This is a genomic window from Streptomyces sp. NPDC001599 (genome assembly GCF_042893535.1).
Classification (GTDB): Bacteria; Actinomycetota; Actinomycetes; order Streptomycetales; family Streptomycetaceae; genus Streptomyces.
Genome location: NZ_JBIAVA010000002.1, coordinates 474,940 through 498,538 on the forward strand (window position 1 = coordinate 474,940; position 23,599 = coordinate 498,538).

Genomic DNA, 23,599 nt, shown 5'->3' on the forward strand with positions numbered 1-23,599 from the left:
GCCGATGACGAGAAAACGGTCGCGAGGCTGAGCCGGACCGGCGTGCCGTACGTATGGTCTGGTGGGGGGTCTGGGCACGCGCGGCGAGAGGCGGCTGGCAGTGATGACGCACGGTATGCGGACGGATGCGCACATCTCACCCGGGGGCGGGGGCGACTGGCGGGACAACGCCGCCCGGTACGCCCTGCTGCCCCTGCGGATCTTCCTCGGTGTCACCTTCGTCTACGCCGGTCTGGACAAGCTCACCGACAGCGCCTTCATGAAGGACTCCGGCGCCGGTTCCGTCGGCGACATGATGCGTACCGTCCGCGACTCCTCGGCCGTCCCCGCCCTGGTCGACCTCGCCCTGAAGAACCCGCCCGGCTTCGGCTACGCCATCGCCCTGGGCGAGCTGGCCGTCGGCATCGGCACCCTGCTCGGGCTGCTCACGCGCCTGGCGGCGCTGGGCGGTGCGCTGATCTCGCTCAGCCTGTGGCTGACCGTCAGCTGGGCCTCCGACCCCTACTACTACGGCAACGATCTCGCCTATCTGATGGCCTGGCTCCCCCTCGTCCTCGCGGGCGCCCCGCTGCTGTCACTGGACGCCGTACTGCGTACCCGGCGCAGGCGACGGACGGGCGGGTACCGCTAGGGCCTGTCCGGCGCCGCGTGGAGCTCCGCGCGGCGCCGGTGCGCGGACCGGGCCACCATGCCGACCACGCCCGCCAGGCAGAGCCCGCCATTGACGACGGGGATCACCACGAACCACGGCGTCTGCCAGAGGCCGCCCGCGTCGCCCGCGTAGAGGACGCCGGCCAGCATCAGGAAGACACCGGCCACCAGGCGTCCGGGCTGGAACCTATGACGCAGCACGGGACACCTCCGCCTGGCCCACGCCGACCTGGAGGTCGAGGTCGAGCGTGCCGGAATCCTTGCCGCCCACGGTGGGGGACAGGGTGATCTCCTCGCGCTTGCCCGGTGCCACGTCCACGTCCTTCTTGTCGTCGCCGGGCAGCTGGATGTCGCCCACGCCCACCTCGACGTACAGCCGCACGGTCACGTCCGGCGGCACGACGACCCGTATTCGGCCCAGGCCCACGTCGGCCCGGGTGGTCACCGTCTGCCCGCGGGCCAGGTCGAGGCGGGACAGGTCGAGGGTGCCGCTGCCCGTGCCGAGGTCGTACTGGTCGCGTACGTCGGCCGCCACCACGGGCTTCCAGGTGGTCCGGACCCATTCGGTGCCGACGTCGTCCGGGACGGCGGCCGATCCGGCCAGCAGGCCCGCCGTGATGACGGCCAGGAAGATCGAACCGGCTCCCGTGCGCCCGAGGAAGGCACTGACGGCGATACCGAGGCCGAAGACGGCCAGCGCGCACGCCAGTCCGGTCTGCAGACTCGTGCCGAGCGGGTGGTCGTCCCAGGTCAGCCGGGTCCCGAGGAAGCCGGCGAGCGTGGCGAGGAGGAACACCCAGCCGCCGATGCCGAGGGTCTGCGGGGACCGGGAGCGCCGGTCGCCCGCGGTGGCGCGGTCGCCGCGCCCCGGGATGCCCCGGCCGATGTTGACGGCCGCCGCGATGTCACGCTCCGCGGAGTCCGGCGGGCCCCACATGTAGCCCGTACCGCCGTCGTGGGTGCCGTCCTTGACGATGGGGTCGCGCCACCAGGAGGGCCAGGTGTACATGATCGGCGGTGCCTTCGCCTCCGGCGGGGCGTCCGCGACGGCCTGCGCCGACAGCGGGTCCGGCTCGGGGGCCCTGCGGTGCCGCGACCAGTACCCGGCGCCCGCGAGGAGCAGGGAGAGGACGACGGCGAAGGTCAGCACCCCGCCGTTGTGCAGCATGGTGAGGAAGACGCCGCAGCCGACCAGGGCGAAGAGCACCGCCGCCAGCGCGTGGCCGTCGACCCGGCCGGTCAGCAGCTTGCGCACCTCGTTCTCCTCCTCGTCGTCGTAGGGGACGAAGAGCCAGGCGAAGCCGTAGAAGATCAGGCCGATGCCGCCGGTCGCGGAGAGGACCGCGAGCGTGATCCGGAAGATCACCGGGTCCAGGTCGCACTGCCGCCCGAGGCCGGCGCACACTCCGGCCAGCGCCTTGTGCCGCCGGTCGCGCCGGAACCGGTGCGGCGGCCCGGGGCCGTCCGTGCCGCCGACGGCGCCCGGGCCGGCCGCACCGGCATCCGCGGCGGGCGCGGCATCCTGCGGCCCGGCGCCCGGCGGGGGGTGCGGGCCGGAGCCGGGTCCCGGACCCGTCGCGGCGTGCTCGTGATCGGTCATGGGTCCATGGTGACGGGCGCGGCGCCGTGACGGCAGCCGGTTCGACCCTGGTCGGACCCTGATATCGGCCCTGACTCCGGGCCCGGGTGGTGTTCGACACCCCCAAGGTCTCCCGCGGTCCGAAGATCAGGGGTGATTGGGGGAACGACCCTGATGCTCCGCCTCCCGCACCCGTGTGACCATCGGTGTCATGCCGGAAGCCGCAGCAGCACCCGTCGTCGAACCGCGGCCGCCGCGCAAGCTCTACCGGAGCAGCGACGGACGCTGGCTCGGTGGGGTGGCGCGGGGGCTCGCCGGGCATCTCGGGCTGCCCGTCGTCTGGGTCCGGTTCGCCTTCGTCGGCCTTTTCATGGCCGACGGCCTGGGTGCGCTGCTGTACGCGGCCTTCTGGTTCTTCGTGCCGCTGGGCGTCGGGGGAGTGGAGGCGCAGAAGCCGCCGTCCCTCGTCACCTCCGAGACCGCGCCGGACGGCCGCCGCAGACTCGTCGCCCGCAAGCCGGACAAGGGGCAGATGGTCGCCCTGCTCCTCATGGTCGTCGTCGCCCTGGTCTTCGTGGGCAACGTCGACCTGGGCGGCGGCGCCAAGGCCTATCTCTGGCCGACCGTGCTCGTCGGCGCCGGCGTCGCCCTCGTCTGGCGCCAGGCGGACAACGCGCGCCGGGCCCGCTGGGCCGAGGTGGGACGCCATCGCCGCACGGTCACCCTGCTGCGTTCGGTGGGGGGCGTCCTGCTGGTGACGGCCGGTGTCACCGGCATCTTCGTCCTCCAGGGATCCGCCGCCCACCTCGGCTCCGTCCTGCAGGCGGCCCTGGCCGTCCTCGTCGGCATAACCCTCCTCGCCGGTCCCTACCTGGTGCGGATGACGCAGGACCTCTCCGAGGAGCGGCTGATGCGCATCCGCGCGCAGGAGCGCGCCGAGGTCGCCGCACACGTCCACGACTCGGTGCTGCACACCCTGACCCTGATCCAGCGCAACGCGGAGAACGCGGGCGAGGTGCGCCGCCTGGCCCGGGCCCAGGAGCGGGACCTGCGCTCCTGGCTCTACAAACCCGAGGGCAACGGCAAGGACGAGGACGACGAGCCCACCACCCTCGCCGAGGCCGTGAAGCGCAACGCCGCGGAGGTCGAGGACAAGCACGGCGTTCCTCTGGAGGTGGTCGTCGTCGGCGACTGCCCGCTCGACGAGCGGATCAGCGCACAGATGCAGGCCGCGCGCGAAGCGATGGTGAACGCGGCCAAGTACGGTGGCGAGGGCGGCGCCGTACAGGTCTACGCCGAAGTCGAGGGCAGGACGGTCTTCGTGTCCGTCCGCGACCGCGGCCCCGGCTTCGACCTCGACTCGATACCCGCCGACCGCATGGGCGTCAGAGAATCGATCATCGGCCGCATGGAGCGCAACGGCGGCACGGCGCGGCTGCGCGCGGTGCCGGACGGCGGCACGGAGGTCGAACTGGAAATGGAGAGGGCGGAGAAGACGTCATGAGCGACCCGACCGAGGCGAACGGAACGGCGGGAGCGGGCGAGGCGGCCGAGCCCGCACAGCCGGCCAGTGGCGGCGCGGGGGAGCGCCGCGTGCGCGTGGTGCTCGTCGACGACCACCGCATGTTCCGCACCGGCGTCCAGGCCGAGATCGGCCAGACGGACGTGACCGGGGTCGAGGTCGTCGGCGAGGCCGCCGACGTCGACCAGGCCGTCACGGTCATCACCGCGACCCGCCCCGAGGTCGTGCTCCTCGACGTCCACCTCCCCGGCGGTGGCGGGGTCGAGGTGCTGCGCCGCTGCGCACCCCTGATGAGCGACGCCGAGCGGCCCGTCCGCTTCCTCGCCCTGTCCGTCTCGGACGCGGCGGAGGACGTGATCGGGGTGATCCGCGGCGGCGCCCGGGGCTACGTCACCAAGACCATCACCGGCACCGACCTGGTCGACTCGGTCTTCCGGGTCCAGGAGGGCGACGCCGTCTTCTCCCCGCGCCTGGCCGGCTTCGTCCTCGACGCGTTCGCCTCCACCGACGCCCCGCCGGTCGACGAGGACCTCGACCGTCTCACCCAGCGCGAGCGCGAGGTACTGCGCCTGATCGCCCGCGGCTACGCGTACAAGGAGATCGCCAAGCAGCTCTACATCTCGGTGAAGACCGTCGAGTCCCACGTCTCCGCGGTCCTGCGCAAACTCCAGCTGTCCAACCGGCACGAGCTGACCCGGTGGGCGACGGCACGGCGGCTGGTCTGATGCCGGGGTGACCGCGCTGCTCGACGGCGATCTGTCGAAGTGCGCTCCCCCAAGCCCCCGTTGCGCGGTCGCCGGAGTGGTCTGGACGGCGTTCGTCGCGTACGCCCGTTCCGACGCCCGAGCTCGAGCCTCGGGTTCAGGACAACAAGCCGTCCGTGACCCGGGCCACCCACGTGCCGGTGCACCCGCCCACCACGTTCGCCGTCAGGAACGCCGTGTTCTGCGTGGCCGACAGTCGCCGCGACTCCGAGTCCGGGCCCAACGCCGACAGGCGGGCGGGTGCCATGAGCCAGAACGCGCCGCGTGCCCCGATCGTCCGGACCGTCCACACCACGACCCCGGCGGCCGCCACCACGCACAGAACCGCACCGGCGATCTGCCAGAAGCCGACGCGTTCGCCCCCCAGCATCTGGGCGAGCCCCACGACCGGCACGCCCAGCAGCACCATCCGGTACGCCTCGTGGCCCCGCCGCTCGGGGCCGTAGACGGCACGGTTGTAGAAGCCGACCGCGATCATCAGCAGCGGGGTGGCGAGGTCAGGACGCGTTTTCAGGGACGGCGACGACGACATGTGGATCCCCCCCGGGAGGTGCGTCGAAGCCGTCAGATTATCGGCGTGCCCGCTGCCGCGACCGCGCGCCTCCCCGCGGGATCGGCGCGCGGCCGGAGCGTCATGCCACCCGCGTCGCCCCCGCGAACGGCATCTCGTCGACCGGTGCGACGCGGACCGGAGCCGACGGGTTCGGGGCGTGGATCATGCGGCCGTTGCCGACGTAGATGCCGACGTGGCTGATGCCCGAGTAGAAGAAGACCAGGTCGCCGGGGAGGAGTTCGGAGCGTGAGACGCGGCGGCCCGCGTCGATCTGGGCGTAGGTGGTGCGGGGGAGGGAGACGCCGGCGGCGCGGTAGGCGGCCTGGGTGAGGCCCGAGCAGTCGAAGGCGTTCGGGCCGGTCGCGCCCCACACGTAGGGGCTGCCGAGCTTCTGGTAGGCGTAGGCGACGGCTGCGGCGGCGCGGGAGTTGGGGGCCTGGGACGAGGCGGACAGGCCCTCCCGTGGACCCGGCGCCGAGCGAGAGGCCCGGTCGCCGACGCCGGCGCGTTCCTCGGCGGTCAGCCGGGACAGCAGGCGGCGGGCCTTCTCCAGCTTGCCGGTGACGGTCTCGCGGTGACGTTTCAGCTCGGCCCGGCGCGACTTCAGCGAGGCCGCCTCGACGCGGGCGGCGCCGCGCAGTCGCTCGACGTCGCGGAGTTCCTTGCGCACGCGGCCCACGGTGGCGTGCTGCCGGCTGCCCGCGCGCTCGACGAACGCGGCGCCGTCCAGATACCGGTCCGGGTCGGAGGAGAGCGCGAGCTGCAGCGCCGGGTCGAGACCGCCGCTACGGTACTGCGCCGCCGCGGCCGAACCCAGTGCCTCCCGCGCCGAGTTCAGCCCGTCCTCCTTGCGGGCGGCCTCGTCCCGCAGTTCCTCCAGGCGGCGTTCGGCGGCGTCGGCCTTCTCCTTCGCGCCGTTGTACTTCTCCGTGGCCACCTCGGCCTCCTGGTAGAGCTTGTCCACCTTGGCCCTGACCTGGGCCGCCGTCGGCTGCGGGTCGGCGTGTCCGGTCCCGCCCAGCCCCGTCGCGGTGGCGGCGCCCGCGAGGGTGATCGTGGCCGCCGTACGGGCCCTGCTCCCGCCCTTCGCGCGCTGTCGCGGCCTGCGGTGCGTTCCCACCTGCGATCCACGTCCTTCCGTACGACTCGACTCCGGCCGGCGCCGGACCGGCCCCGGTCCGTTCCGGCTGCCTGGGCCAGGACGCTAGGCGCGTCGGTAACGGTCCGGTGACGGGATGCGCGGAAGTGGCGGTAGGGGATCAGACGGCGACCGTATGTGATCGCCACGGCCTCCGAGGCCCGGCGCCTTCACGCAGGGTGATGACCGATATGCCGGACCGGGGGCGGGTGGGGGACGTGAGCTGTTATGGGAGGGTCGGGGCGGCCCGGTGTCCGTGCGGGTCAGGCCCCTCATTAGGCTCCGGCCTCATGGACGTACTCATCCACCTCTTCGTCGGCCTGCACATCGTCGGTATCGCCGCGCTCCTCGGCGGCTTCCTGACCCAGATGAAGGCGATGGGCCGGGGCGAGGCCCGGTTCACCCCCGCGATGCTGCACGGCGCGCTGACGATGCTGGTCACCGGTGCCGTCCTGGTCGGTCTCAACCAGGCCCAGGACTACTCCGTGGACAACGTCAAGATCGGGGTGAAGCTCGCCGTACTGATCGTGATCCTGGGCCTCGTCTACGTGAAGCGCGACGACGAGAAGGTGGACAAGCCGCTGTTCGGCCTGGTGGGCGCGCTGACGGTGGTGAACGTCTTCATCGCGGTGCTGTGGACCTGACGGTCGCCCCGGAGCCCTCGCCCGCGGACCGCAGCCCGGCCCGGGCCCGGCCGACCGCCCCTACAGCGACCGCCAGCCATCCGGCCACCGCGATCCACAGCAGCGCCCGGCCGGGCGCGTCCAGCCACGGGACGTCGACGACGGCGGCCACCGACAGCGTCGCCGCCGCCGTCATGCCGAGCGGGAAGACGGTCGACCAGCGGCGCACGTCGTAGCGCGGGCGGGGCCAGGCGATCTCGGCGGCCAGCAGCACGGCGTACCAGGCGAGGTCGAGCGTGAGCAGGAAGACGGTCACGTCGTGCAGGACGGCCTGGTCGTCGGCGTTCCACAGGTACATGCCGGTCCCGGCCGCCGCGAGCAGCTTGGCACCGGCGAGCGCCGAGATGGCGAGCGCGCCGCCCGCCACCCAGTGGTCCCCGGAGCCCCGGGCCACCTGTCGCAGGTCGAAGCGGAACAGCGCGATCAGGTAGAGCACGATCCCCAGCCAGAACGGCACCAGCGCCGCGTGCGCCAGCCACGGCGTCGAGGTGGCCGCGGCCAGCGTGGCGGCGAGCACGGTGAGCCCCTCCGTGGCCACGCAGCCCAGGAACACCGCCCCGGGCATCCGCCGCCCCCAGTGCCGCACCACCAGGAACAGCAGCCACGGCCACAACAGGGCCGCCAGCGCCAGCAGCACCGCCGCCAGGAGCGACCAGCCGAGCAGGGAGAAACGGGTGCCGAGCACGGTCGTCGCGGCGACGGCGGTGAGCGCCCCCGGCGTCCCCGCCCGCTTCACCCACTGCACCCGGTCGGCCAGCAGCAGGTAGACGAAGTTCGCCGCCAGTATCAGCCAGGCCGCGCACGCCAGGACCAGGGCGATCCGGGACAGGACCTCGCGGCCCGTCAGATGCAGGGCGACCGACACGATGCCGGTCGCCATCACCGCGGCCCCGGCCGCCGGTGGACGCTGCGCCCACCAGGCGCGCAGCGCGGAGGTATGGGTGGCCGATGACATGCGCCCGATGCTAAATACCGCGCCGATCAGCCCGGGCGCACCACGCTGTAGATCGAGGACTCGCCGTCGTAGAAGATCGACTCCTCGCGGACGTACGCGCCCGGCTTCGGGGCGTGGATCATCATGCCGTCGCCGATGTACAGGCCGACGTGGCTGATGTCGTCGTAGAAGAAGACCAGGTCACCGGGTTGCGCCTGGGAGACGGAGACGGTGGTGCCCGCGTTGACCTGGTCGTAGGTGACGCGCGGCAGCGTCACGCCGGCGGCCTTCCAGGCGGCCTGGGTGAGGCCCGAGCAGTCGTAGGAACCGGGGCCCGTGGCGCCCCAGACGTACGGCTTGCCGATCTGCGCGCGGGCGAAGGCGATGGCCTTGTCGGCCTTGGTGCCGGTCGAGGTGCCCGGCGTCGACGAGTCCGACGACTCGGAAGAGCCGGTGCCGCCGGATCCGGAACCGCTCTCCTGCTGCTGGGCGGCCTCCTCCCGGCGCTTGCGCTCGGCCTCCTCCTGGGCCGCCTGCTGCTTCGCCAGCTCGGCGGCCTTGCGCTCGGACTCCTCCTGCTTCTTCCTCTCGATCGCCGCGAGCCGGGCCTTCTCCTCGGCGGTCAGTTCCGAGAGCAACTCCCGCGCGGTGGCGAGTTTCTTCTGGACGGTCGACTTGGCCGTCTTCAGGTCGGTCTGCGACTCGGTGAGCGTCTCGAGGCTCTCGGTGGCCTCCCGGCGCTTCTTCATCGTCTCGGACTGCTGCGTGACGTAGTCGTCGACGGCGGTCTTCTGCCGGCCGGTGAGCCGGTTCATCAGCTGGTTCTGGTCGAAGTAGTCCTGCGGCGAGTCCGCGAGCAGCAGCGTCGCGGTCTCCGGGACCGAGGCGCCCGTGCGGTACTGGGCGGAGGCGAAGGAACCCAGCTCCTCGCGCGCGTCGTTGAGCTTCTGGGTGCGCCGGGCGACGTCGTCGAGGAGGCCGTCGACCTTCTTGCGCTGCTTGGTGGTCTTCTCCTTGGCCGCGTTGTACTTCTCGGTCGCCGACCCGGCCTGGCGGTAGAGGTCGTCGACCTTCTTCTCGACCTCCTCCAGGGTCGGCCGGTCGTCCGACGGCGTGGCGTTCGCCGTCTGGGACAGCAGCGCGACGGAGGTGAGGGCCGCGGTGGCGAGGGCCGGGGTCCGTATGCCCGCGACGCGGGTACCGGTGGGGCGCGACTTGCGGTGCGACGCCAAGGAGGCGACTCCTTCCAGTGCTCCGCCTACCGGGTTAGCTGTCGGGTTCGGGCGGTGGTTCGGAAGGGTTGCCCTACGGCGGCCCGCCCTCTTCGTGCAGTCGAGGGCGGTGCGGCCGATTCACCCCAAGGTCTCGGTGGGTCCCCGGCTCCGGTGCCGTGCGGGCAGGCCGGACTCGGCGGAGGCCGCGCGGACCGGCGAGGTTCGCCGGAGGGGGTCGAGCGGCCTGCCCCGCACCGTAGCCAACTCGTGTGGCCGCTGTGAAGGTTGGTGGGTGATATGCCCGATACATTTTCGTGACCTTTCGTTCGGGTGCCTCCGGGGCGGTCGCGAGCGTCACTCTTCGTGGTTCCGCTGGTCGCAGGGCGTGCCCGCGCCGAGAGGGTGGGGGGCATTTTCCGGGGTGGCACCGGGTTGTCGGTGGGGCGCCCTAGACTCGGAGAGCGATGAGCAGCCTCTTTGACGACAGCTTCCTGGCGAGCCTCCAGACCCCCCGGGGTCACGAGGAGGAACCCCCGCCGCCGCCCGAGGACGATCACGGACCGGAGCCGGTTCCGCACGATCTGTTCGGCGGGAAGTTCGACGCGCCCCCGGAGCGGGACACCCACTACCGGGACGGCGCCCCGCGCCCCGCCCTGGACGCCGCGGCGCTCCTGGAGGGGCTGAACGAGAACCAGCGCGCCGCCGTCGTCCACTCCGGCTCCCCGCTGCTCATCGTGGCCGGTGCCGGTTCCGGCAAGACCCGCGTGCTGACCCACCGCATCGCCCACCTGCTGGCCGAGCGGAACGTCCACCCGGGCCAGATCCTCGCGATCACCTTCACCAACAAGGCCGCGGGCGAGATGAAGGAGCGCGTCGAGCAGCTCGTCGGCCCGCGCGCCAACGCCATGTGGGTGATGACCTTCCACAGCGCGTGCGTCCGCATCCTGCGCCGCGAGTCGAAGAAGCTCGGCTTCACCTCGTCGTTCTCGATCTACGATGCCGCCGACTCCAAGCGGCTCATGGCGCTGGTCTGCCGCGACCTGGACCTGGACCCCAAGCGCTTCCCGCCGAAGTCGTTCAGCGCGAAGATCAGCAATCTGAAGAACGAGCTGATCGACGAGGAGGACTTCGCCGCCCAGGCCGCCGACGGCTTCGAGAAGACGCTGGCCCAGGCCTACGCGATGTACCAGTCGCGGCTGCGCGAGGCCAACGCCCTCGACTTCGACGACCTGATCATGACGACGGTCAACCTGCTGCGCGCCTTCCCGGACGTCGCCGAGCACTACCGCCGCCGCTTCCGGCACGTCCTGGTCGACGAGTACCAGGACACCAACCACGCGCAGTACGCCCTGGTGCGCGAGCTGGTCGGCGTGCCCTCGGAGCACCCCGTCGACGTGCCGCCCGAGGCCGAGGTGCCGCCCGCCGAGCTGTGCGTGGTGGGCGACGCCGACCAGTCGATCTACGCGTTCCGCGGCGCCACCATCCGCAACATCCTCCAGTTCGAGGAGGACTACCCGGACGCGACGACGATCCTGCTCGAGCAGAACTACCGCTCCACGCAGACCATCCTCAGCGCCGCCAACGCGGTCATCGAGCGCAACGAGTCCCGCCGCCCCAAGAACCTGTGGACCAACCAGGGCAGCGGCGCCCGGATCACCGGGTACGTCGCCGACACCGAGCACGACGAGGCGCAGTTCGTCGCCGACGAGATAGACCGTCTCACCGATGCGGGCGAGGCCAAGGCAGGCGACGTCGCGGTGTTCTACCGGACCAACGCCCAGTCCCGTGTCTTCGAAGAGGTCTTCATCCGCACCGGCCTGCCCTACAAGGTCGTCGGCGGCGTCCGCTTCTACGAGCGCAAGGAGGTCCGGGACGTCCTGGCCTACCTGCGGGTGCTGGCCAACCCGGAGGACTCGGTGCCGCTGCGCCGCATCCTCAACGTCCCCAAGCGCGGCATCGGCGACCGCGCGGAAGCGATGATCGACGCCCTCTCCCAGCGCGAGAAGATCAGCTTCCCGCAGGCGCTGAGGCGTGTCGACGAGGCGTACGGCATGGCCGCGCGCTCCGCGAACGCCGTCAAGCGGTTCAACACGCTCATGGAGGACCTCCGTACGATCGTCGAGTCCGGCGCCGGACCGGCGACCGTCCTGGAGGCGATCCTCGAACGCACCGGGTACCTGGCGGAGTTGCAGGCCTCCACCGACCCGCAGGACGAGACCCGTATCGAGAACCTCCAGGAACTCGCGGCCGTCGCCCTGGAGTTCGAGCAGGAGCGGGCCGAGGGCGAGGAGGCCGGGACCCTGGCCGACTTCCTGGAGAAGGTCGCGCTCGTCGCGGACTCCGACCAGATCCCCGACGAGGAGGACGGCGACGGCGTCGTCACCCTGATGACCCTCCACACCGCCAAGGGCCTGGAGTTCCCGGTCGTCTTCCTCACCGGCATGGAGGACGGCGTGTTCCCGCACATGCGCGCCCTCGGCCAGGCCAAGGAGTTGGAGGAGGAACGCCGCCTCGCCTACGTCGGCATCACGCGCGCGCGTGAGCGCCTCTACCTGACCCGGTCGACGCTGCGCAGCGCCTGGGGCCAGCCGTCGTACAACCCGCCCTCGCGGTTCCTGGAGGAGATCCCGGCACCCCACCTGGAGTGGAAGCGGACCGGGGCGAACGGCCCCGCGCCCTCCGCGCCGGTCTCGGGCGTGGCGGCCTCGCTGTCCTCGTCCCGTTCCCGCTCGTCGGCGTCGGGCGCGTCCGGCTTCGCCACCCGCAGGTCGGCCGGCGCCGAGCAGCCCACGGTCTCGCTGGCGGTCGGCGACCGCGTCACGCACGACCAGTTCGGACTCGGCACGGTGGTCGGCGTCAAGGGCACCGGGTCGAACGCCGAGGCGACGATCGACTTCGGGGACACCAAGCCGAAGCGGCTGCTGCTGCGGTACGCGCCGGTGGAGAAGCTCTAGCGGCGGTGAGGGCGGTGGGCCCGGGATTCGACCCGGGCCCGGCCGGGCCCGTGCTGCTGAGACGTTACGGCGTCACGTCGGGCTGATGCCGTGGCTGCGCAGCCAGGGAAGCGGGTCGATCGACGAACCGCCGGCGGGGCGCACCTCGAAGTGCAGGTGCGGACCGGTCGAGTTGCCCGAGTTGCCGGAGAACGCGATCGCGTCGCCCGCCTTCACGGTCGTACCCGAGGGCACCTGGTAGCTGGAGAGGTGGCAGTACCACGTCTCCGTGCCGTCCTTCGCGGTCACGATCATCATGTTGCCGTACGCGCTGTTGTACTGCGTCCGCACGGTGCCGTCGGTCGCCGCCATCACCTTCGTCCCGTACGACACGGGGAAGTCGATGCCGGTGTGGACGGACATCCAGTTGATGCCGGCCTGCCCGTAGTACGCGCTGAGGCCGTGCTGTGCCACCGGGAGCGCGAACTTGGGGCGCAGCCGCTCCTTGCGGGCCGCCTCCTGTGCCGCCCGTTTCTTCTCGGCGGCCTGCTGGGCCTTGAGGTCGATGCGCTCCTGGGTCCGGCTGGCGCGGTCGGCGAAGTCGTCGGCCCCGGCGGCCAGGCTGGTGAGCTGGGTGTCCAGCTTGTTGTTGGCGGCGGACGGTTTCACCGGCGCGGCCTCGGCGTTGCCCGGGTCCGGCGCGGACGCCGCGCTCTCCGTGCCCTCGTCGCCGGTCAGACTGCCGACGGAGGCGGCCGCGATACCGGCGACACTCATCACACAGGCCGACGGCACGGCGATGGTCAGCAGCGCGGAGCGCTTGGCGGGCTGGCGGCGACGGGAGCGCGCCCCGGCGCGGGAGCCGGTGCGGGCGGCCGGGATCCGCGCGGCCGGCGTGACCTCTTCCTGGTCGTCCAGCAGGGCGGTCACGGCGGGGAGTTCGCCGGTGGCGGCCAACTCGCCGTCGTACGGGGCCGGTTCGGTGCCGTGGTCGACGGGTGCGAGGTCGTCAGGTGCGGGGTGCTCGGCCGGGCGGGCCGGGTCCTCGACGGCGTCGGGGGCCGCGTGGCCCGCGTTCCACTGCGTGGCGTCGTAGGCGCCGGTGTCGAAGGTCTGCGTGCCCCAGTCCCACTGCTGGGTCGCGTCGGCCGGAGCGCCGGACTGGTCCGGGTGGCTCCAGGCGCCGGTGTCCCACTGCCCGGTGGCCTCGGCACCCGTGCCGTGCGGCGGTACGGGCTCGTGCTGCTGGTATCCGGACGTCCACGTCGTCGTGTCGTAGGCGCCGGTGTCGTAGGCGGCGTGGTGCTGGGCCGCGTACGCGTCGTAGTGCAGGGCCTGCTCGCCGCCGGTGGACCACTGGGTGGCGTCGTACGAACCCGTCGCCTCGTGGGCGCCGGTGTAGTGGCCCGGCATGCTGCCGAAGAGGGGGTCCGCGTCGAAGGCCGAGGTGTCGGCGGTGCCGGTGGAAAAACCGGTGGAGGCGTAGCCGCCGAACGTGGTGAGGTCGCCGTACTGGGCCTCCCCCGTGCCGTACGACGCGTACTGCGCCGAAGCGGCGTCGGAAGCCGGAGCCGGGGTGGTCCTTGTCCCCGACGGGTGACGGTCGTTCACCAACTTCTCTTTCGCCTCGACAACAGGGGCTGCCAGAGCAGTGCGGCGACTGTACCCGGCGGTATACGGGCACGACAATCTTCGTCAGGTTTCGCGAGCGAAGGAAACGGGCAATCGGCCGTGTTTTGGGGGACGGCGGGCACGAGTTTGGCTTTGTGTTCGAGAATTGTTCGAGTCCGAACGGGTTGCTTCGTTCTCAGGCGACGGTCAGCCCGCCGGATCGTTTGCCCGGTTCCCCGTCCGTTTGCCCCGCTGTCTCCGGTCCGGCGGTGTCGAGTGCCTGCCGGATCCCCGTGGCCACGGCGGGGTGCACGGGCAGGGCGAGATGGCCGATGCCGCTCACCCGTACGTTCTGCACGCTCAGGTCGGGGTGGTCGAGGCAGGCCGTCTCCAGCGGGTCCATCACGCGGTCCAGATCGCTCCAGAAGCTGACGAACCGGGTGTGGCAGCCGGGCGCCGGGCGGGCCAGCTCCTCGATCACCGCCGATCCGGGGCGCATCTGGCGCACGATCGGGTGCGCGTTCGCCAGCGGGACCACCTTGGTGCCGGTGTGCGGGGTACCGAGCGTCACCAGCGTGCGCACGCGGAGGTCTCCGCCGAGGCGCTGCACGTAGTAGCGCGCGATCAGCCCGCCCAGGCTGTGCCCGACGACGTCGACCTGCTCGCTGCCCGTCCGCTCGCAGATCTCCTCGATGTGCCGTCCGAGCAGCTCGGCGGCGGTACGGATGTCGCAGGTCAGGGGGGAGTAGTTCAGCGACTCGATCTCGTGCCTGCCGTGCTGGGCCAGGCTGCGCCGCAGCAGCAGGAAGACCGAGCGGTTGTCGATGAAGCCGTGCAGCAGCACGACCGGGGGGCTGGCCGGGGCCGGGAGCCTCGGGGGCGGAGGCGACGGCTGGGGGTCCTGGGCGCTCGTCGGGCGCAGGGCCTGGACCGGGTGGCGCTCCTGAATGATCCCCGAGGGGTAGAGGAGGAGGTGCCCGGCCAGGATCGCGGCCTCCAGGGCGCTGGCCTTGAGCAGGGTCAGGGAGAGGCCGGTCAGCCGGCCCGGAAGGCTTGCCAGCTCCGGCAGTCCCGGGACCGCGGGGAGTCCTGGAAGGCTGGGGAGCCCTTGCAGACCGGGGAGTCCCGGGAGCCCGGGCAGGAGACGCTGGAAGAGCGGGAGAAGGGGCAGTGCTGCCGTGGTGACCTTCATGGGCCGACCTCCTGTCGGCACGCGCAGGGACGCCTCTGTCCCCCGTGTGCCCTCGTGGAGCGCCGTGACACCAGTGACTGGTGCTGTTTGCGAGGTTTATGCCTACCCGTGTTTCGGCATGCCGTATCAGAGGCCGGTGGGTCTGATGAGGTCTGTGTGGCTCACGGCTCCCCGTGCGCGTGTTGCCGCCGGGCCCTGGAGCGGTGCCGGGCGAACGTGTCCCACCGTGTGATTTCCCCCTCTGTATCCACCGCGAAACTGCCGGTTGCGGGATGCTGGCGATAACGTTCGTTCACTTCCCCCGGACGCTGTGGTGCGGGGATCCGCGCCGCGAGGACGTGAAGTGTGCGGTACTTGTCGGTACGGATGGATGTAGTCGCTTCATGGAGGCAGTGATGGGTGTGGCAGCCGGTCCGATCCGCGTGGTGGTGGCCAAGCCGGGGCTCGACGGCCACGATCGCGGGGCCAAGGTGATCGCGCGGGCCCTGCGTGACGCCGGTATGGAGGTGATCTACACCGGGCTCCACCAGACGCCCGAGCAGATCGTCGACACCGCGATCCAGGAGGACGCCGACGCGATCGGGCTGTCCATCCTCTCCGGTGCGCACAACACGCTCTTCGCCGCCGTGATCGAGCTGCTCCGGGAGCGGGACGCCGCGGACATCCTGGTCTTCGGCGGCGGGATCATCCCCGAGGCGGACATCGCCCCGCTGAAGGAGAAGGGCGTCGCGGAGATCTTCACGCCCGGCGCCACCACGGCGTCCATCGTGGACTGGGTCCGGGCGAACGTGCGGGAGCCCGCGGGAGCGTAGGCCCGGTGGTGGTTCACGGGGTGGTGGCTCATGACCCCGCCCCGAGTTCCCCGGCCATCGCCGCCCGCAGGCGCAACGTGGTGACGAGCCGCTGGAACGCCTCCGCCCAGTACCCGCCGGCCCCCGGCGAGGCGTCCTCCGGCTCGTCCGGTATCGCCAGCAGGCCGTCGAGCCGGCCCGCCTCCGAGGGATCGAGGCAGCGTTCGGCCAGGCCCATGACGCCGCTGAAGCTCCACGGGTAGCTCCCGGCGTCCCGGGCGATGTTGAGCGCGTCGACCACCGCCCGGCCGAGCGGCGTGGCCCACGGGACCCCGCACATGCCGAGCAGCTGGAACGCCTCGGACAGCCCGTGCGTCGCGATGAACCCGGCGACCCACTCGGCGCGTTCACCGGCGCTCAGGGTGCCGAGCAGTTTGGCCCGCTCGGCCAGGGAGACCGCACCCGGACCACCCGCCTCCGGTGCCGTGGGCGCGCCGAGCAGTGCCCTCGCCCACACGCCGTCGCGCTGCCGTACGGCCGCACGGCACCAGGCCGCGTGCAGCTCGCTCTGCCAGCCGTCGGACACGGGCAGGGCCACGATCTCCTCGGCCGTGCGTCCCGCCAGCCGCGTCGGCCAGGTGGCCAGCGGGGCCGCCTCCACCAACTGGCCGAACCACCACGACCGTTCTCCCCGCCCGGCCGGCGGCTTGGCCACCACGCCGTCCCGCTCCATGCCCGCGTCGCACTCGTGCGGCGCCTCTACGGCGATCGCCGGCGGGGTGAGGGTGCGGTCGAGGGACACGCACGTCGCGGCCCGCGCCGCCATCCGCGCGGCCAGCGCCGAGTGCGGCAGCGCCGACAGCAACTCCGCCGCCGTGGCCCGTACGTTGCGGCTGCGGTCGGCCAGCGCCTGCTCCAGGAACGGCTCGTCCGCCGCCTCCAGCCCCGTCCGCAGCGAGTCGAGGAACATCAGCCGGTCCTCGGCCCGCTCGGTCGCCCAGGTCGACGCCAGCAGCTCGCGGGCACCGGCCGGGTCGCGGGCGCGCAGGGACGCCAGGAGGGCGACCCGTTCGGCGAACAGGCCCTCGTCCCAGAGCCCGCGCACTCGCTCCGTGGCATCGGAACCCGGGAGGGCGGTCCCTGCACCGGACGTCGCGCGCAGGGCGAACCGCCAGTCCGGATTCAGCCGGGCCAGCCACAGGGCCCGGGGCCCCGCGAACGTCAGCGCCGCCGGCCGCAGGTCCGTACGGCCCCGGGCCGCGTCCAGCAGCGCCGGAAGCGCCTGGGGCGGCGCCGCGAAACCACGGGCGTTCGCCGTCGCCAGCCACTGGGGCAGCAGCTCCATCAGATCGGGCGCGCTGCCTCTGCGGCCGCCGCCCGCCGCGCCGGGGCGGTCGGCGAGCAGCGTCGTGAGCCGACGGGCGGCGGCGGCCGGCAACGGCGGGCGGGGGTCCTCGGGTGCGGGCTCGGGGCGCCGGGCCGCACGGGCCGGTCGCAGTCCGGCGCGGCGGCGGACGGTCTCCGCGGCCGCCGCGTCGAGCAACGCGGCCGCGGCACCCGGCCCGCGCTCGCCACCCGGTGGCGTACGCCGGTCCGTACCCAGCAGCGCCGAGGTGACCAGCGCCTCCCACACGCCGGGCCCGGGTCCCGTTTCGGAGCCGGGACCGGTGGTGGCGGTCGAAGGGGCGGCGGTCCCGGGAACGGTGTCGGTGTCCGCCCCGGGCCGGGGCTCGGCGTCGGCCCGGGGGCCGGTGCCCGTCCCGTCCTCCGCGAGGTGCGTCGGCGGGGCGGCCGACGCCGGGGCGGACGTGTCCGTGGGGGCGGGCGTCCTGGTCATGTCGTTCGCCTCCGATTCGAAACGCCTGGGACGGGTCAGCACAGCGGCACCGCAGGGCCCGGTCCGGCCGGCCAGGCCGTCAGCGGCGTGAAGCCCCGGTGGCCGCACTCGCCGAAGACCGTGACGGGCGCACCGCCCGCCAGCGCGACCAGCCGCCACAACCCCGGTTGGCTGCCGGTCGCCCCGGCGAGCGGCAGAGCCGTGTCCCCGTCGGCGTCCGCCAGTTGCCAGCCGTCGCCGTCCGGTACGGGCACCACCCGCTCCAGGACCACCGGCACCGAGTCCAGCCACGGGTCGTCGCGGAGGGCCTCGCCGTACCGGACGGCCGCCTGCGAGGTCGTCACCCCCGCCGGGCGTATCCGCCCGGGCTCGGGGGGCGCGAACCGGCGGCCGAGAGCCGCTCGTTGCCGCCCCGCATCCGGATACGCGGAGATCTCGGCGTCCAGCACCGCCCCCACCGGCAGCGTCAGCTCGGGCGCCCGGCCCGCGGCGCCGTAGGAGAGGAGCAGCGCCGTGCGGTCCGACTCCGCGCCGTACAACCAGACGCGACGGGTCGTCAGCCGGGCGTCCGCGGTGTCGTACTGCGCGAGGACCAGCCAGTGGTCCCGCTCCGGAGGGCCTGTGGCGGACGTGGGCAGGCCCACACGGGAACGGACCGTCGCCGCCAGGCCGTCCGGCAGTCGCCCGCGGCCCAGCCAGCCCCGGTCGAGCAGGTGGAGCAGGGCGCACTCCTCGAGCAGCCGCACCGGCCAGCCCGGGCCCGACGACGGTATGGCGCCCAGCTCCCGCACGCGCGAGGCCAGCCCCGGCGCCTGGGCGTCCACCATGCGGGCCGCGGTCTCCTCCCACAGCCCGTACCCCGCCCGTTCGGCGCCCGCCAGGCCGGTGCGCAGGAGGTCCGCGAGCCGCTGCTCCAGCTCTGTCGCGCCCGCGGTGACCCGCTCGGCCCGCCGCTCCGCCCGGCGCCGCGCCGCCTCGGGATCGGACGTGGCCGCGGGAGCGGACGGGCCCGCGGTCCCCTCCTCCGCGTGCCCGCGCCCGCCGTCCCCGCCCGGCCCTCGCACCGCTGTCCCCACACCGCCCCCTCGTCGCGACTCCCCACCCCGGCGCACCCCGTGCCGAGTCATGCCATCGAAGGTAGATCCCCCCACTGACAATGGCCCTTCCGAGACCATTTCCGCAGGTCAGAGCGATTGTCAGTGGCGTGGTGCACCGTGGATGACAGATCGGACCGGCCTAGCTGGAGGGGGAATCGGCCATGCCTGCATTCGTTGAACGGACGTCCGGGGCCGAAGTGCCGCGGCAGGTGTTGCGGCCGCACGCCGAGCACGCGTTCGCTGCCGAACTGGCCTCGCTGGCCGGGCAGGACGACCGTCCGCGTCCGGCCCGCTGGAAGCTGTCGCCGTGGGCCGTCGCCACCTACCTGCTCGGCGGCACCCTGCCCGACGGCACGGTGATCACCCCGAAGTACGTGGGCCCGCGCCGCGTCGTCGAGGTCGCCGTCACCACGCTCGCCACCGACCGCGCCCTGCTCCTGCTCGGCGTGCCCGGCACCGCGAAGACCTGGGTGTCCGAGCACCTCGCCGCGGCCGTCAGCGGCGACTCGACCCTGCTGGTGCAGGGCACGGCCGGCACCCCCGAGGAGGCGATCCGCTACGGCTGGAACTACGCGCGGCTCCTCGCCCACGGCCCCAGCCGGGACGCCCTCGTGCCCAGCCCGGTCATGCGGGGGATGACGGAGGGCGCGACCGTCCGGGTCGAGGAGCTGACCCGCATCCCGGCCGACGTGCAGGACTCCCTGATCACGCTCCTGTCGGAGAAGACCCTGCCGATACCGGAGCTCGGCGAGGAGGTGCAGGCGGTACGCGGCTTCAACCTGATCGCCACCGCCAACGACCGCGACCGCGGAATCAACGACCTGTCCAGCGCCCTGCGCCGCCGCTTCAACACCGTCGTACTGCCGCTGCCGGAGAGCGCCGAGGCCGAGGTCGACATCGTCACCCGCCGCGTCGACCAGATCGGCCGCTCCCTCGACCTGCCGTCGGTGCCCGACGGCACCGACGAGATCCGACGCGTGGTCACCGTCTTCCGCGAGCTGCGCGACGGGCTGACGAGCGACGGCCGTACGAAGGTCAAGTCGCCCAGCGGCACGCTGTCCACGGCCGAGGCCATCTCCGTCGTCACCGGAGGCCTGGCGCTGTCCGCCCACTTCGGCGACGGGGTGCTGCGCCCCGGCGACGTGGCCGCCGGCGTCCTCGGCGCGGTCGTCCGCGACCCGGGCGCCGACCGCGTCGTCTGGCAGGAGTACCTCGAGACGGTCGTGCGCGAGCGCGAGGGCTGGCGGGACTTCTACCGGGCCTGCCGCGAGGTGACCGCGTGAACGGCACGGGGATGCGGACGCGAGGCGGGGCGGATGCGGCGGTGACCGGCACCACGGGTGCCGACGGGGACTCGAGCCGGTCCCGCAGGCGAGGGGGCCGGTGTGACGGGCGCTGACCGGGCCGGGAGCGGCGGGCCCGGTGGGCCGGGCGGCGCCGGGGAGCCCGGCGGCAGGCCGCTGCTGCTCGGGGTACGCCACCACGGGCCGGGGTCGGCCCGGGCGGTGCGGGCCGCGCTGGAGGCGACCCGGCCGGGGGTCGTGCTGATCGAAGGACCGCCCGAGGCCGACGCCCTGATCCCGCTGGCCGCCGACGAGGACATGCGGCCGCCGGTCGCGCTCCTCGCCCACGCCGTGGACGAGCCGGGCCGCTCGGCGTTCTGGCCGCTGGCCGAGTTCTCCCCGGAATGGGTCGCCGTCCGCTGGGCCCTGGAGCACGACGTCCCGGCCCGCTTCATCGACCTCCCGGCCACGCACACGCTGGCGTGGCGGGCACCGGACGGCCACGCGGACGTCGATGCGGACGGCCACGCGGACGGCCAGGATCCGCCCGGCCGGCCCGGTACCGCACCCGCCGACGTCCGGGGCGATCCGCTCGCCGCCCTCGCCGCGGCCGCCGGGCACGACGACCCCGAGCGCTGGTGGGAGGACGTGATCGAGCACCGGGGTGGGGGAGCGGGGGACGCGCTCGCACCCTTCACGGCGCTGGAGGAGGCGATGACGGCGCTGCGCGAGACGCAGGCGGACGGCGAGGCGGACGGCAAGGCGGACGACGAGGGGGACGGCGGGCGGGGCCGGGAGGGGGATGGCGGTGACGTACGGGACCTCGTGCGGGAGGCCCACATGCGGCTCCAGGTCCGGGCGGCGCGACGGGAGTTCGCCGAGGGCGTGGCCGTGGTCTGCGGGGCGTGGCACGTGCCCGCGCTGCGACGCAAGGCCCCCGTCGCCGCCGACCGGGCCCTGCTGAAGGGGCTTCCCAGGACCAAGGTGGACATGACCTGGGTGCCCTGGACCCATCGCAGACTGTCCCGGGCCGGTGGGTACGGGGCGGGGATCGAGTCACCCGGCTGGTACGGACACCTGTTCGCCGCGGTCGACCGGCCCGTCGAGCGCTGGCTGGCCAAGGTGGCCGGTCTGCTGCGGGAGGAGGACAGGCTCGTCTCCCCGGCGCACGTCATCGAGGCGACGCGGCTGGCCGAGACGCTCGCGGTGCTCCGCGGACGCCCGCTGCCCGGGCTGACCGAGACGACGGACGCGGTGCGGGCGGTGATGTGCGACGGCTCGGACGTGCCACTGGCGCTGATCCACGACCGCCTGGTGGTCGGGGACGTGCTGGGGGAGGTGCCGGCGGGAGCGCCCGCGGTGCCGTTGCAGCGGGACCTCGCCCGGGCCCAGCGGCGGCTGCGGCTGCGGCCCGAGGCGCCGGAGCGGGAGCTGGAGCTGGACCTGCGCAAGGAGACCGACGCCGGGCGCAGCACACTGCTGCACCGGCTGCGGCTGCTCGGTGTCGGCTGGGGCGAGCCGGCCGCGTCGCGCAGCACGGGCACGTTCCGGGAGACCTGGCGGCTGCGGTGGGAGCCGGAGCTGTCGGTGCGGGTGGCCGAGGCCGGAGTGTGGGGCACGACCGTGCTGTCCGCCGCGACCGCCAGGGCCGAGGCGGACGCCGTCACCGCACGGGACCTCGCCGACGTCACCGCGCTCGCCGAACGCTGCCTGCTGGCCGAACTGCCGGACGCGCTCGCGCCGGTGATGCGGATACTCGCCGACCGGGCCGCACTCGACACGGACGTCGGCCACCTCGCCCAGGCCCTGCCGGCCCTCGTCCGCTCGTTGCGCTACGGCGACGTGCGCGGCACGGACACCGGCGCCCTGGCGGAGGTGGCCGCGGGGCTCGCCGAGCGCGTCTTCGTCGGCCTGCCCGCGGCCTGTGCCGCACTGGACGCCGACGCGGCCGAGGAGATGCGCCGGCACGTGGACGCCGTGCACACGGCCGTGGGCCTGCTCGGTGACGCCCCCGCGCCGGGCCGCGGCGACCTGCGCCCCCGCTGGCGAGCCGTGCTGAAGACACTTTCCGCCCGGGACACGGTGCCCGGCGTCGTCCGCGGGCGTGCCGTACGGCTCCTGCTGGACGACGGCGAGCTGGCACCGGACGAGGCGGCGCGGCTCATGGGCCTGGTGCTGTCCCCGGGGACGCCACCGGCGGACGCGGCGGCCTGGATCGAGGGCTTCGTCGGCGGCGGCTCGGGCGGCGGCATGCTCCTCCTGCACGACGAGCGGCTGCTGGCCCTGGTCGACACCTGGCTGACCGGCGTGCCCGTGGACGCGTTCACGGACGTACTGCCCTTGCTGCGCCGTACCTTCTCCGCCTACGAGCCGGGAGTGCGCCGCAGCCTCGGCGAGCTGGTCAGGCGCGGACCGGAGGCGCGGGGGAGTGTGACGACGGCCGGTTCCGGCATACCGGGCTTCGCGGCGGGCCTCGACACCGCGCGGGCCGACGCGGTGCTGCCGGTGGTCCGGCTGCTGCTGGGCCGGCACCCGGCACCGGACGACAACGACCTGGTGGGGGCGGACACATGACCCGAGACAGGACCGGAGACACGACCGGCCGCACGACGGCGCCCACGACGGCGCCCGCGGCCGGACGCGTGACGGTGAGCGAGCCGGTGGGCGCCGACGCGGCACAGGAGCGGCTGCGGCGGTGGCGCCTCGTACTCGGCGGTGACCCTGCCGACGGCACCGGCCACGTGCTCTCCGGACGGGACGCCGCGATGGACGGGGCACTCACCGCGCTGTACGGAAGAGGGGGCGCGTCACGGGCGGGCCGGGACCGTGCGGCGGGGCTCGGGGCCTCCGCACCGGCCGTGGCGCGCTGGCTGGGGGACATCCGGACCTATTTCCCGTCCTCCGTGGTCCAGGTGATGCAGCGGGACGCGATCGACCGGCTCGGGCTGGCCACCCTCCTGCTGGAGCCGGAGATGCTCGATGCCGTGGAGGCCGACGTACACCTCGTCGGCACCCTGCTGTCCCTGAACAAGGCGATGCCGGACACGACGAAGGAGACGGCACGGGCCGTCGTGCGCAAGGTCGTCGAGGACCTGGAGAAGCGCCTCGTCACCCGCACCCGTGCCACCCTGTCCGGCGCCCTGGACCGCAGCGCCCGCACCGGCCGGCCCCGCCCCCACGACATCGACTGGAACCGCACGATCGGGGCCAACCTCAAGCACTACCTGCCGGAGCACCGCACGGTCGTGCCGGAGCGGCTCGTCGGCTACGGGCGGGCGTCCCGTTCGGTGAAGAAGGAGATCGTCCTGTGCGTCGACCAGTCCGGGTCGATGGCGGCTTCCCTCGTGTACGCCTCCGTGTTCGGCGCGGTGCTGGCGTCCATGCGCGCGCTCGACACCCGGCTGGTCGTCTTCGACACGGCGGTCGTCGACCTCACCGATCAGCTCGACGATCCGGTCGACGTCCTCTTCGGCACGCGACTCGGCGGCGGTACGGACATCAACCGCGCGCTGGCGTACTGCCAGTCGCGGATCGCCCGGCCCGCGGACACGGTGGTCGTGCTGATCAGCGACCTGTACGAGGGCGGCATACGCGACGAGATGCTCAAGCGGGTCGCGGCGATGCAGGCGGCGGGGGTGCGGTTCGTGACACTGCTGGCCCTGTCCGACGAGGGCACGCCCACGTACGACCGGGACCACGCGGCGGGCCTGGCGGCGCTCGGCGCACCGGCCTTCGCCTGCACGCCCGATCTCTTCCCCGAGGTGATGGCGGCGGCGATCGAGGGGCGGCCCCTGCCGATACCGGATGCCGGGTGACG

General features: G+C 73.4%; 19 protein-coding genes and 1 riboswitch. Of the genes, 9 read left to right on the top strand and 10 right to left on the bottom strand.

Going from position 1 to position 23,599, the window contains the following annotated elements; all coding sequences use genetic code 11:
* The first annotated feature begins 103 nt into the window (after positions 1-103).
* Positions 104-631 carry a DoxX family membrane protein gene (locus ACFYZ3_RS06865; RefSeq protein WP_388514422.1) on the top strand — a complete coding sequence of 176 codons (528 nt, stop codon included), beginning with the start codon at positions 104-106 and terminating at the stop codon, positions 629-631.
* Here ACFYZ3_RS06865 and ACFYZ3_RS06870 read toward each other — a convergent pair.
* Together ACFYZ3_RS06870 and ACFYZ3_RS06875 are read right to left on the bottom strand one after the other, a co-directional pair.
* Positions 628-852 carry a hypothetical protein gene (locus ACFYZ3_RS06870; RefSeq protein ID WP_388514424.1) on the bottom strand — a complete coding sequence of 75 codons (225 nt, stop codon included), beginning with the start codon at positions 850-852 and terminating at the stop codon, positions 628-630. The genes ACFYZ3_RS06865 and ACFYZ3_RS06870 overlap by 4 nt on opposite strands.
* Positions 839-2,251 carry a PspC domain-containing protein gene (locus ACFYZ3_RS06875; RefSeq protein WP_388514426.1) on the bottom strand — a complete coding sequence of 471 codons (1,413 nt, stop codon included), beginning with the start codon at positions 2,249-2,251 and terminating at the stop codon, positions 839-841. The genes ACFYZ3_RS06870 and ACFYZ3_RS06875 overlap by 14 nt, the downstream gene beginning before the upstream one ends.
* Positions 2,252-2,441: 190 nt before the next feature.
* Between ACFYZ3_RS06875 and ACFYZ3_RS06880 the strand changes: the two genes are divergently transcribed.
* Both ACFYZ3_RS06880 and ACFYZ3_RS06885 read left to right on the top strand, forming a co-directional pair.
* Positions 2,442-3,734, top strand: a complete 1,293-nt coding sequence (locus ACFYZ3_RS06880) for a PspC domain-containing protein (protein WP_356855080.1) — start codon at positions 2,442-2,444, stop codon at positions 3,732-3,734.
* The gene (locus ACFYZ3_RS06885) at positions 3,731-4,477 is read left to right on the top strand and encodes a LuxR C-terminal-related transcriptional regulator (protein WP_388514428.1); all 747 of its coding nucleotides are present in this window, start codon (positions 3,731-3,733) and stop codon (positions 4,475-4,477) included. Before ACFYZ3_RS06880 ends, ACFYZ3_RS06885 begins: the two co-directional genes overlap by 4 nt.
* A 136-nt stretch (positions 4,478-4,613) precedes the next feature.
* On the opposite strand, the gene ACFYZ3_RS06890 is transcribed toward ACFYZ3_RS06885, so the two are convergent.
* A complete protein-coding gene (locus tag ACFYZ3_RS06890; RefSeq protein ID WP_388514430.1) occupies positions 4,614-5,048 on the bottom strand; it encodes a hypothetical protein in 435 nt (144 codons plus the stop codon).
* Between the two features lie 100 nt (positions 5,049-5,148).
* Complete coding sequence (locus ACFYZ3_RS06895) at positions 5,149-6,189, bottom strand: NlpC/P60 family protein (RefSeq protein ID WP_388514432.1); 1,041 nt, start codon at positions 6,187-6,189, stop codon at positions 5,149-5,151.
* A gap of 308 nt (positions 6,190-6,497) precedes the next feature.
* Here ACFYZ3_RS06895 and ACFYZ3_RS06900 point away from each other — a divergent pair, with 308 nt between their 5' ends.
* Complete coding sequence (locus ACFYZ3_RS06900; protein ID WP_388514434.1) at positions 6,498-6,851, top strand: hypothetical protein; 354 nt, start codon at positions 6,498-6,500, stop codon at positions 6,849-6,851.
* On the opposite strand, the gene ACFYZ3_RS06905 is transcribed toward ACFYZ3_RS06900, so the two are convergent.
* Positions 6,829-7,845 (bottom strand): tellurite resistance/C4-dicarboxylate transporter family protein, encoded by a 1,017-nt coding sequence (locus ACFYZ3_RS06905; RefSeq protein ID WP_388514436.1) that lies wholly within the window; start codon positions 7,843-7,845, stop codon positions 6,829-6,831. The two genes, ACFYZ3_RS06900 and ACFYZ3_RS06905, sit on opposite strands and share 23 nt — an antisense overlap.
* A gap of 26 nt (positions 7,846-7,871) precedes the next feature.
* Positions 7,872-9,056: an NlpC/P60 family protein gene (locus ACFYZ3_RS06910; RefSeq protein WP_388514437.1), complete on the bottom strand. Its 1,185-nt coding sequence runs from the start codon at positions 9,054-9,056 to the stop codon at positions 7,872-7,874.
* Positions 9,057-9,062: 6 nt separating this feature from the next.
* A riboswitch (cyclic di-AMP (ydaO/yuaA leader) is annotated at positions 9,063-9,247 on the bottom strand.
* A gap of 255 nt (positions 9,248-9,502) precedes the next feature.
* On the opposite strand from ACFYZ3_RS06910, the gene pcrA reads away from it, so the two are divergent.
* A complete protein-coding gene (gene pcrA, locus ACFYZ3_RS06915; protein ID WP_388514438.1) occupies positions 9,503-11,992 on the top strand; it encodes a DNA helicase PcrA in 2,490 nt (829 codons plus the stop codon).
* Positions 11,993-12,064: 72 nt separating this feature from the next.
* Here the strand turns inward: pcrA and ACFYZ3_RS06920 are convergent, their stop codons facing one another.
* Both ACFYZ3_RS06920 and ACFYZ3_RS06925 read right to left on the bottom strand, forming a co-directional pair.
* Entirely contained in the window at positions 12,065-13,582 is a 1,518-nt protein-coding gene (locus ACFYZ3_RS06920; RefSeq protein WP_388514439.1) for a M23 family metallopeptidase, read from the bottom strand.
* A 196-nt stretch (positions 13,583-13,778) separates the two neighbouring features.
* Complete coding sequence (locus ACFYZ3_RS06925) at positions 13,779-14,774, bottom strand: esterase/lipase family protein (protein WP_388514440.1); 996 nt, start codon at positions 14,772-14,774, stop codon at positions 13,779-13,781.
* Positions 14,775-15,169: 395 nt separating this feature from the next.
* Between ACFYZ3_RS06925 and ACFYZ3_RS06930 the strand changes: the two genes are divergently transcribed.
* A complete protein-coding gene (locus ACFYZ3_RS06930) occupies positions 15,170-15,586 on the top strand; it encodes a cobalamin B12-binding domain-containing protein (protein WP_003974171.1) in 417 nt (138 codons plus the stop codon).
* A gap of 28 nt (positions 15,587-15,614) precedes the next feature.
* Here ACFYZ3_RS06930 and ACFYZ3_RS06935 read toward each other — a convergent pair whose 3' ends face one another.
* Both ACFYZ3_RS06935 and ACFYZ3_RS06940 read right to left on the bottom strand, forming a co-directional pair.
* On the bottom strand, positions 15,615-17,402 hold the full coding sequence (locus ACFYZ3_RS06935; protein WP_388514442.1) for a DUF5691 domain-containing protein: 1,788 nt from the start codon (positions 17,400-17,402) through the stop codon (positions 15,615-15,617).
* A 35-nt stretch (positions 17,403-17,437) separates the two neighbouring features.
* The gene (locus ACFYZ3_RS06940; protein WP_388514444.1) at positions 17,438-18,577 is read right to left on the bottom strand and encodes a hypothetical protein; all 1,140 of its coding nucleotides are present in this window, start codon (positions 18,575-18,577) and stop codon (positions 17,438-17,440) included.
* Between the two features lie 83 nt (positions 18,578-18,660).
* Between ACFYZ3_RS06940 and ACFYZ3_RS06945 the strand changes: the two genes are divergently transcribed.
* The 3 genes from ACFYZ3_RS06945 (at position 18,661) to ACFYZ3_RS06955 (ending at position 23,597) form a co-directional block, all read left to right on the top strand.
* Positions 18,661-19,782: an AAA family ATPase gene (locus ACFYZ3_RS06945; RefSeq protein ID WP_388514445.1), complete on the top strand. Its 1,122-nt coding sequence runs from the start codon at positions 18,661-18,663 to the stop codon at positions 19,780-19,782.
* Positions 19,783-19,884: 102 nt separating this feature from the next.
* On the top strand, positions 19,885-22,356 hold the full coding sequence (locus ACFYZ3_RS06950) for a DUF5682 family protein (RefSeq protein WP_388514446.1): 2,472 nt from the start codon (positions 19,885-19,887) through the stop codon (positions 22,354-22,356).
* A complete protein-coding gene (locus ACFYZ3_RS06955; protein WP_388514447.1) occupies positions 22,353-23,597 on the top strand; it encodes a VWA domain-containing protein in 1,245 nt (414 codons plus the stop codon). The genes ACFYZ3_RS06950 and ACFYZ3_RS06955 overlap by 4 nt, the downstream gene beginning before the upstream one ends.
* Positions 23,598-23,599 lie beyond the last annotated feature (2 nt).

Bases quoted from the DNA above. Each gene is read 5' to 3' on its own strand.
- ACFYZ3_RS06865 (WP_388514422.1), top strand. From the start codon at position 104: ATGACGCACGGTATGCGGACGGATGCGCACATCTCACCCGGGGGCGGG.
- ACFYZ3_RS06875 (WP_388514426.1), bottom strand. From the start codon at position 2,251: ATGACCGATCACGAGCACGCCGCGACGGGTCCGGGACCCGGCTCCGGC.
- ACFYZ3_RS06880 (WP_356855080.1), top strand. From the start codon at position 2,442: ATGCCGGAAGCCGCAGCAGCACCCGTCGTCGAACCGCGGCCGCCGCGC.
- ACFYZ3_RS06885 (WP_388514428.1), top strand. From the start codon at position 3,731: ATGAGCGACCCGACCGAGGCGAACGGAACGGCGGGAGCGGGCGAGGCG.
- ACFYZ3_RS06890 (WP_388514430.1), bottom strand. From the start codon at position 5,048: ATGTCGTCGTCGCCGTCCCTGAAAACGCGTCCTGACCTCGCCACCCCG.
- ACFYZ3_RS06900 (WP_388514434.1), top strand. From the start codon at position 6,498: ATGGACGTACTCATCCACCTCTTCGTCGGCCTGCACATCGTCGGTATC.
- ACFYZ3_RS06905 (WP_388514436.1), bottom strand. From the start codon at position 7,845: ATGTCATCGGCCACCCATACCTCCGCGCTGCGCGCCTGGTGGGCGCAG.
- pcrA (WP_388514438.1), top strand. From the start codon at position 9,503: ATGAGCAGCCTCTTTGACGACAGCTTCCTGGCGAGCCTCCAGACCCCC.
- ACFYZ3_RS06925 (WP_388514440.1), bottom strand. From the start codon at position 14,774: ATGAAGGTCACCACGGCAGCACTGCCCCTTCTCCCGCTCTTCCAGCGT.
- ACFYZ3_RS06930 (WP_003974171.1), top strand. From the start codon at position 15,170: ATGGGTGTGGCAGCCGGTCCGATCCGCGTGGTGGTGGCCAAGCCGGGG.
- ACFYZ3_RS06935 (WP_388514442.1), bottom strand. From the start codon at position 17,402: ATGACCAGGACGCCCGCCCCCACGGACACGTCCGCCCCGGCGTCGGCC.
- ACFYZ3_RS06940 (WP_388514444.1), bottom strand. From the start codon at position 18,577: ATGGTCTCGGAAGGGCCATTGTCAGTGGGGGGATCTACCTTCGATGGC.
- ACFYZ3_RS06945 (WP_388514445.1), top strand. From the start codon at position 18,661: ATGCCTGCATTCGTTGAACGGACGTCCGGGGCCGAAGTGCCGCGGCAG.
- ACFYZ3_RS06955 (WP_388514447.1), top strand. From the start codon at position 22,353: ATGACCCGAGACAGGACCGGAGACACGACCGGCCGCACGACGGCGCCC.